Source organism: Pirellulales bacterium (genome assembly GCA_035656635.1).
In the GTDB taxonomy this organism is placed as follows: Bacteria; Planctomycetota; Planctomycetia; order Pirellulales; family JADZDJ01; genus DATJYL01.
On the sequence record DASRSD010000132.1, the window covers coordinates 1 to 10240 of the forward strand.

The window sequence follows — 10240 nt, forward strand, 5'->3', positions numbered from 1 at the left end:
CGCATGTACATTTATATTGTTTTGCATCGTTTTTCTCGCTGCTGTGCGACTTTACGCCGTTTGTGCTGCGTACATGCTACCGGCGCTGCGGCGATTGATCGTGCACTCCAGTGGCCGGCAACATACTGCCGTGGGAGCCACATGTGCCGTGAACGAAATGGCCGCTGACAACAATTCGCCAACAATGCACAATCTTGGACGCAAATACGATCGATTTTGTCGCATGCTGTTGCAGCGCGAGTTGCAAATCTGCTGCAGAAGCGATACAGAACCAGTGACAAAATCGCACCATTTTGTCGCCAAACAAAAAGGCTGGGACAAAATTGGCGAGTACGTTTCCGCTCCGGTTCGCCTTGGATGGATCAAGTGGAAACTTGGACATGTGCTAGGCCAGGTAATTTGGCCAAACTTTAACTCCTCGGGGGAGTTTTCCTGCTACGAAAACTTTGCCGCTCGTTTGCCGCTAGTCGAGACCGAAGACTGCCGGAAAACTCTCAGCCAGCAGCCAATCTCCCCGCGTTTGGGAGAATCGGTTTTACCCGTGAAACCCTATCTGTCGATACGGTTTACTAAGTCCACCACCGACTTGCAGCCCCCCAGCCACGGGACGCCGGGAGCAAAAAGCTGGACTTCATGTGCCGGCGGGCCGGTTCCACACAGGACCGGCTGCGAAAGTTGGTTCGACCCGGTGGCCATTCAATCGACGCTTATGAAATCGATCATTCATCAACTCACGGCAGCCTGCGTGGTGCTTGCGACCGCGGCGGTGGTGTTTGCCGATGCCGATTTCTTTGCGCCGACGATCGATCCCAACGATGTGGCTCCGGCGAAGTTGAACGGCGTGCCCATTCCGGAGGAAGCCCAGCCGGTGGAACCGAAAAAATTGGATCCGCCTGCCGACGATTCGAAAAGCAACGTCGACCCATACGATGTGGGCGCGGAACTTAAGAGCGATGCCTTGCAGCAGTGTGCCGCGCAAGGCGGAGCCATGGGGCCGCCGATGCCACCTCCCGAAGTTGATGGCTCGCCCAGCCCAGCCGCTGCGACGCCAAACGGAACCGGCGCTCCAAGCAGCGCGGGAAATATGCAAGCGGGTGGTTCCTCTTCCGCCGGCTGCAATAGCGACAACGCATGCAGCGGCTTAGACGACGGCGGTTGCCATCCGTGGTGGGTGCGTGTGGATTATTTGGCGCTGTGGATTCAAGCGAATCACTTGCCGCCGCTGGTGACGACCAGTCCGCCCGGAACTCCGCAAGCGGATGCCGGCGTGCTGCCCGACGCGCGAGTTTTATTCGGCGGCAATTACATTGACGGCGGAGCGCGCAACGGCGGCCGAGTGACGCTGGGCTATTGGTTCGATGACGATCAGATGAACGGTTTGCGTGCCAGTTGGTTTACTGTGCTGCAGCCGACTGGAGCAGCGAATTTCTTTGCCAACTCCGATGGCTCTACAATTTTGGCGCGGCCCTTTACCAGCGGCGGGATACCAAACGCTCAACTAGCGGCATTCGTAGGGCCGGGACTGAATGTGATTGGCCAACCCGGCACGCCGGCCACGATTGGCGTGACTTCCACCAGCACGATGGATTTCGCCGAGATTGCCTTCAGCCACGTTTTCGAACGGAATAGCGGTGCACAACTAAGTTGGCTGGCCGGCTATCGCCATTTGGAATTTCGAGAAAACCTCACGATTTTTGAGAACGTGATTGTGACCGACACGCTGGGAGATCAAACCGCTTTGAATGTTTTGGACCAATTCCAAACCAAAAGCGAGTTTGACGGCGGACAACTGGGCGTGGAATTTATGTGCCATGCCGATCGCTGGGCGCTGGATGGCAGCTTCCAGCTAGGATTCGGCAACGTGCACGAATGGGTGAACATCATCGGCAACACTGTCACGACCGATTCTTCCGGGAATATGAGCAACGGCCCTGGTCTTTTCGCACAGCCCACAAACGACGGCGTTCATAGCCGCAATGAGTTCGCGTTTCTGCCCGAGATGGAGCTAAACCTGCATTATCAACTCACCGATCAGATCGAACTGACCATGGGGTACACATTCTTGTATTTGACCCGTGTGATTCGCGCCGGCGATCAGATCGACACGAATGTTAGTTCAACCACGTTACCGACCGCACGACCGACCACGGGCGTGGGAAATCAACCGGCCGAAATGTTGCGCGACACATCAATGTGGGCCCAAGGCATTTCCGGCGGCATCGAGTTGCGGTTTTGAAATTCGGCGGTACACGAAAGGCCGTTTTTTTCATTTCGCTGTGATTGCAGAAATGGTAATTGTTGCTGGCGGCAAATCGCCGGAAGCGGCTGTCAATGTGATTTCGCCCTGGGGAGCGGTGGCACGCAATATAGCTGCACACAGGCCATGAAATGGTTTACATTGGCTGGCTTGAAATGGCTCAGTGCTGGCCGGATCGGCTGCGTCGACGCCAACAATTGCAGCCGGTCCAGAAATTCCGAATTTGATGAAATCACTCGCATCCGGTACGGGGGTGCCATTTCCATCGACGACGGTCGCCCGCACAAATCCTACGTCATCCCAATCATTGGCCAGTTTTTCGCGGTCGCTCTTCAATTCGATTTTGGCCGGCTTTCCGGCGGTGCGGAGCTCGTGTGTGGCCACCACTTTGCCGCCGCTGCTGGCCACGGCTTTCAGCGTGCCCGCTTCAAACGGCACTTTCCATTGCCGGGGCGAAGCGTTGTCCGCCGGTCGCGGCTTGCTGCCCAGCGATTTGCCGTTCAGAAACAATTCTACCTCGTCGCAATTGCTATAGGCCTCGACCATTTGCGACGGTATTTCGTTTTTTGCTTCGTCTGGTTTGGATTCGCCCGAAACGTGCGGTGTCCAATCCGAGTACAACCGTGGCAGACGCTCGGCATTATTCGCGCCTTGGCCAGTGGCAGCCGGGCGTTCGCGCCGCACAATATGGACCATGGGCAGCTCGCTCCACCAGCTTTCGCGCTGATAGCCAATGCCATTGGTCGAGCCAATCCGGTCGAACAGCCCCCAGTTGTACCCAATCTTGGGCCACGCGCGCGATTCGCCCAGGTAATCGAACCCCGTCCACAAAAACTGGCCAGAGTATGCTGGGTTATCGCGCAGATAAATCCACTCGCCCATTTCGTGATGATTTTCCGTGCCGATGATTTTGAACTGCGGGTTCGCCGCGTGCGCTGCCAGAAGTTCATTTTCGCGATAGTTTTGGCCGACCACGTCCATCAGTTCGGCGAAGCCGCCTTTACGATACACGCCATGCTGGTTGGGTTGCAGTACGGCCACCGTGACGGGGCGTGTGGGGTCAACTTGGTGCATTACATCGCGAATCGGCACGAATAGCTGAGAGCCTTTGTCGTTGTTGGCATTGATATCGTGAATTTCGTTGCCCGCGCTGTAAATGACAATGCTGGGATGGTCGCGATCGCGGAGCAGGGTATCGGTGGTGTCGGCTTTCCACCAATCGTCGAAGTCCAGATGATAATCGAACTTATTTTTTCCGACTTCCCAGCAATCGAACATTTCGTCCATCACCAATAATCCCAGACGGTCGCACAAATCCAAGAATTCGGGCGCCGGTGGATTGTGCGACGTGCGAATGGCATTCACGCCAATTTGCTTGAGTGCCTCCAGCCGCCGCCGCCATACCGAAAGCGGCACTGCCGCGCCCAGCGCACCGGCATCGTGATGCAGGCATACCCCCAGCAGTTTCACGTTCTTCCCATTGAGCGAGAAGCCGGTATCAGCGTCGAACTTGGCCTCACGAATGCCGAACTTCGCGGTGGCGTCATCGAAGAACAGCGAGGAAGAGCTATCATGCAACAGGACCTTGGTGTGGGCGGCGTAGAGATTGGGATGCTCGAGATCCCACAATTGGGGCGCATCCACATCAATCTCTTCGTCGAACTCCGCTGATTCGCCCGCTGCAATAGTTTTATTGGGGGCCGAGCGGGTCGGTTCCGTCTTCGATTCGTGCGCCGCGGCGCCGCTCGGGTCGAGGATGGCGGTTTGCACGGTGAGCGTATGCGGCTGGTTGGAGTTGTTGTAGACCTTACTGTGAACATGCACGGTGGCGCGATCGGCGCTGATTTCCGGCGTGGTGATGTATTGCGGCCACAAATCCAAATGCACCGAATCGGTTATTTCCAGATGCACGTGCCGGTAAATGCCCGCTCCGGCGTACCAGCGCGAAGCTGGTTGCTTCGAGTTGTCGCAGCGCACGGCCAGCACATTGGGTTTGTCGCCAAAATTAACATGATCGGTCATGTCATAGCGAAAGCTGATGTAGCCATTTGGCCGCTTGCCCAGCGAGTGGCCGTTGATCCACACTTCGCTGTGGGCCATGACACCGTCGAATTCGATAAACACGCGGCGTCCTTGGTCTGTGTTTGGCAGCGTGAAGTGCTTGCGATACCAGCCCACGCCGGCCGGCAAAAACGCTCCCGCCCCGCCGGTCGGATTGCTTTTATCGAACGGTCCCTCAATGCTCCAATCGTGCGGCACGTCGAGCTTCCGCCAGGTGGAGTCATCAAAGGTCGGCGCTTCGGCGCTCGGGGCATCGCCTTTGAAAAATCGCCAATCGGAATCGAACGGCGAAATTATTCGCAGGCCACGCTGCTCTGCACCCTGAGCGAACGAAGCGACGAGCACCGTTACCAGCACAATGATTATGGGCCTACGGTTGAGCACGTAAAAATCTCTCTGCAAAAGTTAGGTTGAGTGTGATCGAAGGAATTTGTCCGTTTTGTCCGGAATTTCTTTTCTGGCGACAAAATAGCTTCACCCCACAGGAAGTTTCGGAAAAAATGCATTGCGGGACTGAATTTTGGCAATTTACGAACGGTTTTCGGCAGGCAGTTGTACGCGGGCAAGGTCGGCGGAAGGAATGCATGAGCCCGCAGGCGAACCCCCGGGTGGCATCCGCACTTCTACCGGTCCGGAAATCGGCCGCTATGTGTACATAATTACAGTTCATGGGCGATAACATATCCGAATCGCCAGCCGAATGCAAGATTTTTATTGGGCCAGTGGTAAAACTATTTTACACTGGCTAACTGCCCAACTAAAGCAGCCGGGCGGCGTGCAGATTGTCCCCGAAGCATTGCGCTCTGGCGATTGCCTTAGGGCGATTCGGTCCCATTCAACGAGTGGGCCGCGCTTACCAGCTTGCCCCGCCTTTTCGCGTGCCGCACAAAAATGCTTCAATGCCCAGCGCCTCAGCCATGGCCGCTTTGGTGAGCAAGGCCTTGTCGGCCTCGTCGGCGCTGTTGGCGTAGGCCACTTGCAAATGATTGGCTTTGTGCCGGGCCATCATCTGGTCGCGGCTAACGCCATAAGTAACGGCGTGCATGATCGGCCATTGCGGCGTCGTCAGCTTCCAGCGCCGCTCGGTTTCTTCTCGCGGCAGTTTCACCACTTCGGCGCGGCCTAAATCCATTTTGAGCTTGTGATCTTCAATATAAATTCGCGACCACACAATTTCGCCCGGCTTGGAAATGCCCTTGAGCGTGCCGCCACCCAAGCGGAAATACATGGCCGGCTGCCGCTCGCTACTGGCGCCCGCCCAACCGTCGATGAAATGCGCCGGCGGAGCGGAGCCGCTAATTAAAAACACCCACACGTATTGATCAGTCGTGCCGGAGCGGTCCGGATCTCCCCAGCGCAAGTCGTGCAGCGTGTTTTCCACCGGCTGCCCCAGCGCTTTGTGCACACGGTAGGTGAGCAACCCATCCAGGCCGGCGCACTCGTCGACTTCATTGAAGTGGGGCAGCGGCTGGCCTTCGTACAACACGCGTTTGCCGTCGCGGCTTTTCACCGGCGGCCGCTGGGTGTTGTTCAGCGTCCCTTCGACCAAATCGCTGGCGGGAAGCAAATCTTTCAGCCCTTGCTGATACTGAATGCCAATGGTCGCGCAGCCGAAGTCGTCGGCAATTCGCAGTGCCGCAATGTACATTTTGCACTGCTGCAAAAGTTGATTGTCGGTTAGCTCGTCAGCCTCGTTTTTGCCTGTAACGAATTTCATGCCCTGCTGCTCCATCCAGCGGCGCACTTCCCGCGCTTCATCATTCTTGACCTGCGTCGTTTCGTAATACAACGCCGATTGGCTCAGCCGTTCCTTGTACACGCCCGTGGGATTGAGCAAATGATCGGGAATGATCGCGTTGAACATGCCCATGCAGCCTTCGTCGAACACACCCATGATGGCTTTTTCGCGCTTGAGTTGAATAGCGAGTTCAGTGCCAGGTCGAATCACATCCAGGGAAAAACCCTTGCGAGTTTCAGCTTGGATTTCATAGATGCGACGCGCATGACTCGTATCATGCCGCACATTCCCGGTTTCCAGCCAGCGGCGGAGATTCGTTTTGAAAGCCTCGTCTTGGAAATCTTCGCTCCACAGCGTGGAGTACGTCACGTCGGCTTTAGTGAGCGAGCCGTTCAAATTCAACATGCCGACCAGCCCCGGCCAGGTGCCCGACCAATTGGCGACGGTTAGAATTGGCCCCTGATGCGAAATCAATCCTGCCAAAATGTGATGCGAGTATTGCCACACCGCCTCGGCCACGATGAGCGGCGCTTGCGGATCGATGCCGGCGAAAACTTTCATCCCTTCTTTCTGCGAGCCAATAAAGCCGTGCTGCTCGTCGGCTTTATACGGATGGGCCCGCACTAATTCGTAGCCAGCCTCGGCCACGGCCTTGGTCAGCGCCTGCTCCATTTCCTGCTGGGCGGGCCAGCATTTTTGATTGGCCGAGAGCCGCAAATCGCCGTTGGCCACCAGAAGCACTTTTTTGGGATTCGATTTTTCAGATGCCATGGGAATTGAATTGCCTGGATGAAACAAAAAATATGCGCCGGGCATTCCCGACGCGGAATGATGTTATTCTTGACGCAATTGGCCGTTCAGCACGACTTGCTCCCCTTTGGTGGGCGTGAGATTGGAGATTTGGTCGGCGTAGTGGATGGTGAGTGGACGGCCGAGAAGGGAGCGGATTTTGGCTTGTGTCAGCTTGCCATCTTTCCAGCTCATGTCGATTTCATATCCACCGCGAGCGCGCAGGCCGGTGACGCTGCCGGTTGGCCAGGCTTTGGGCAAGACCGGGAGCAGGTCGATTTCGGTGGATGGGTTTTTGTCGGACGTTTTTTCGCTGGGCAGGTTGTCGTCAAACGATTGCAGCAGCATTTCGGCAATGCCGGCGGCGCCGCCGAAGTTGCCGTCAATTTGAAATGGGGGATGGGCATCGAACATGTTCACATACGTCCGCTGCGGGGCTAACAACAGCGCCAAAATTTTGTACGCATGGTCGCCATCCTGCAATCGGGCCCAAAGATTCAATCGCCAGCCGAGGCCCCAGCCGGTGGCGTTGTCGCCGCGGATTTCCAGGGATTTTTGGGCCGCCGCAGCCAATTCCGGCGTGCCGCTGACAGTAATTTGATCGCTCGGATATAGCCCATACAAGTGCGACACATGCCGATGATGCAAATCGTCGGCGTGCATGTCCCAATCGTCCTGCCATTCCTGCAATTGGCCCACCTCGCCAATTTTATTGGGAGCGAGCCGCTTTTGCGCTGCGGCCAGTTGGCTGCGCAGGGGGGCGTCGGTATCGAGAATGTCGGCGGCCTGAATGCAGTGGGTGAACAAGTCGCGAATGATCTGTTCGTCCATCGTCGGACCGGCGCAAATCGAGGTTTTGCCGTGTCCATGACCGTGCTCTGGCGAAACCGATGGGCAAGTGACCAAATAGTGTGTGTTCGGATCTTCAACCAACGTGTCGAGGAAGAACTGCGCAGCGCCTTTCAGGGCCGGATAAACTTTGGCCAAATATTCCCGGTCGCCGCCGTATACATAGTGATCCCACAAATGCAGGCACAGCCACGCGCCGCCGGTGGGCCACATGCCGGAATCGGCTTTGTCGATGGGACCGGTGGCCCGCCACAAATCGGTGTTATGATGCGTGACCCAACCATGCGCTCCGTAATTCACTTCGGCTGTGCGAGCGCCGGTTTGCGTGAGGTCCAGCACCATGCTGGTCAGCGGCGCCACGCACTCGGCCAGATTGCAGCTTTCGGCCGGCCAATAATTCATCTCAGTGTTGATGTTGATCGTGTATTTGCTTTCCCAAGGCGGATTCATGCTTTCGTTCCACAGCCCTTGCAGCGTGGCGGGCTGACAGCCGGGGCGCGAACAGGAAATCAACAAGTAGCGGCCGAATTGAAAATAGAGCGCCGCCAATTGCGGATCGTTGCCCTCCGGAAAATGGTCGATGCGTTCATCCGTGGGCAATTTTGTGGCAGGGCGATCGTTGCCGCCTAAATTCAATTTCACCCGCCGGAACAAGCGTTGATGTTCGGCCACGTGAGCGGCCTGCAAAGTGTCCCACGATTTCTTCGCTGCCTGTTCAATCGCGTCGGTGGTTAGGGCTTCCGGATCGCCGCTCACATCCTGGTAATTTTTGTAGCTGGTGGCCATGGCGATGAGCAGCGTGGCCGAATTGGCATTGGAAACCGTGATGTGGTCGTCCGTGTTTTCCGTTTTCCCGCCTTCGGCTAGCACTCGCACTCGGGCCTGAAATTTTAGCGCTCCGGCAATTCCCTGGGCGGAGCCGTTTTCCCCGCTCATCAACAGCGTAGTCGGCGAAAGCGCGCGGATTGACGCTTTTTGCGGCGTGCGCATGCCGGCAGTGAACGAAATGCTGCCGGGCTTGTCGGCCGTGAATCGCAGGGCAATGACTTGATCGACAGGGCTGGAAAAAATCTCCCGCCTGAATTTGGTTCCACCGCTTTCAAACTCGACGCGCGAAATGGCCGTGTCGAGATTCAAATCGCGCCGATAGTTGTTCACGCGGTGAATGTCGGGAAAGGTGAGCAGCAAATCGCCGACGGTTTCGTAGGGCATTTGGCGCACGGGATGCGACATCATCTTTTCGTTGATGAGCTTCTGCGCGTCGACAAACTTGCCGGCAAAGACCAGTTCGCGCGCTTTGGGCAGCGCCTCGCGCGCCTCAGGATTGCTGGGATCGTACGGGCCGCCGCCCCACAGGGTATCTTCGTTGAGTTGAATGCGTTCGTTGTCGACGCCGCCGAAAATCATGGCACCCAAGCGGCCGTTGCCAATTGCCAGGGCATCGGTCCACTGCTTGGCCGGTTGCCGATACCACAGCGAGAGGGGCGCGTCGAGCGCGAGAGCCTGACCGGCAAAGACCACGCTGGTGGCGATGGCCGGATCGTCCTTTTTCTCCGCTTTGCTATTCTTCGCTTGCGCCCCCAGCGGGGCTGGGCAAATGACCAAATCGAATAGCAGCATGCTGAGCGCAACCACGGCGCTTGTGCTGCGAATTGGGTGATGCATGGAAATATCTCTCGGCCGTTGAAGGCGCGCCTTCATGTCGGGTACGATAAACATTTCCCCCCGGTGTGTCGACAAGCCCAGCGATTGCTACCCTGGGCTTTGGAATCTACCGCGTGCGCTGCCCAACGATTGCGCGGCGTCCTGATCTGGCACTGGCTTAGTGTATCGTGATGAAAGCTCTTTCGCTAGCAGCACCGAAACAATGGCAGCGAATTAACGTCGAGGCTGCCCCAAAGCCAGCCGCCGGCGAAGCGCTGGTCAGGGTGCATCGGGTTGGAATTTGCGGGACCGATATTAGCGCCTACCTGGGGAAAATGCCGCTGTTCAGCTATCCCCGCATTCCCGGCCACGAATTAGGCGTGGAAGTATTGGAAGTAGGAGCGGGAGCAGCGAATGTGCAAGTGGGGGATCGCTGCGCAGTGGAACCGTATATCAACGATCCGGCCAGTTACGCCAGCCGCCGCGGCCGGCCCAATTGTTGCGAGCGTTTGCAAGTGCTGGGGGTACACATTGATGGTGGGTTGCGGCCGCAATTTGTATTGCCGACGCGCAAGCTGCACCCGGCCAAAAAGCTGGATTTCGAGCAACTGGCGCTGGTGGAAACGCTGGCGATTGGCTGCCATGCTGTGAACCGTGCGGCGGTGCAAGCGGGCGAAACGTGTTTGATTATTGGCGCGGGGCCGATTGGCCTGTCGGTTTTGGAATTTGTGAAATTGGCCGGCGCCAAAATCATTGTGCTCGACATTCAGCCGGCACGCTTGGTATTCTGCCGGGGGGTAATGAACGTGACGCATACATTGTTGCCTTCCGAGCGAATAGAAGCCGACTTGCGCGAGCTTACCCAGGGCCACTTGCCCGATGTTGTGTTCGATGCCACCGGT

The 10240-nt window shown here is 57.0% G+C and carries 5 protein-coding genes; 2 read left to right on the top strand and 3 right to left on the bottom strand.

The window, feature by feature from the left end:
• The first annotated feature begins 130 nt into the window (after positions 1–130).
• Positions 131–2236: a BBP7 family outer membrane beta-barrel protein gene (locus VFE46_12370; GenBank protein HZZ28789.1), complete on the top strand. Its 2106-nt coding sequence runs from the start codon at positions 131–133 to the stop codon at positions 2234–2236.
• A gap of 30 nt (positions 2237–2266) precedes the next feature.
• Here the strand turns inward: VFE46_12370 and VFE46_12375 are convergent, their stop codons facing one another.
• The 3 genes from VFE46_12375 to VFE46_12385 all read right to left on the bottom strand — a co-directional run bounded on the left by VFE46_12375 (position 2267) and on the right by VFE46_12385 (position 9359).
• The gene (locus VFE46_12375; GenBank protein ID HZZ28790.1) at positions 2267–4702 is read right to left on the bottom strand and encodes a glycoside hydrolase family 2 TIM barrel-domain containing protein; all 2436 of its coding nucleotides are present in this window, start codon (positions 4700–4702) and stop codon (positions 2267–2269) included.
• A gap of 469 nt (positions 4703–5171) precedes the next feature.
• Positions 5172–6827 (bottom strand): fucose isomerase, encoded by a 1656-nt coding sequence (locus VFE46_12380; protein ID HZZ28791.1) that lies wholly within the window; start codon positions 6825–6827, stop codon positions 5172–5174.
• Between the two features lie 63 nt (positions 6828–6890).
• Complete coding sequence (locus VFE46_12385) at positions 6891–9359, bottom strand: glycoside hydrolase family 95 protein (GenBank protein ID HZZ28792.1); 2469 nt, start codon at positions 9357–9359, stop codon at positions 6891–6893.
• Between the two features lie 170 nt (positions 9360–9529).
• On the opposite strand from VFE46_12385, the gene VFE46_12390 reads away from it, so the two are divergent.
• Positions 9530–10240: alcohol dehydrogenase catalytic domain-containing protein (locus VFE46_12390; GenBank protein ID HZZ28793.1), on the top strand; the 711-nt coding region annotated here is incomplete at its 3' end.

Excerpts from the sequence above, each read along its gene's own strand:
- VFE46_12380 (HZZ28791.1), bottom strand. The coding sequence starts at position 6,827 with ATGGCATCTGAAAAATCGAATCCCAAAAAAGTGCTTCTGGTGGCCAAC.
- VFE46_12385 (HZZ28792.1), bottom strand. The coding sequence starts at position 9,359 with ATGCATCACCCAATTCGCAGCACAAGCGCCGTGGTTGCGCTCAGCATG.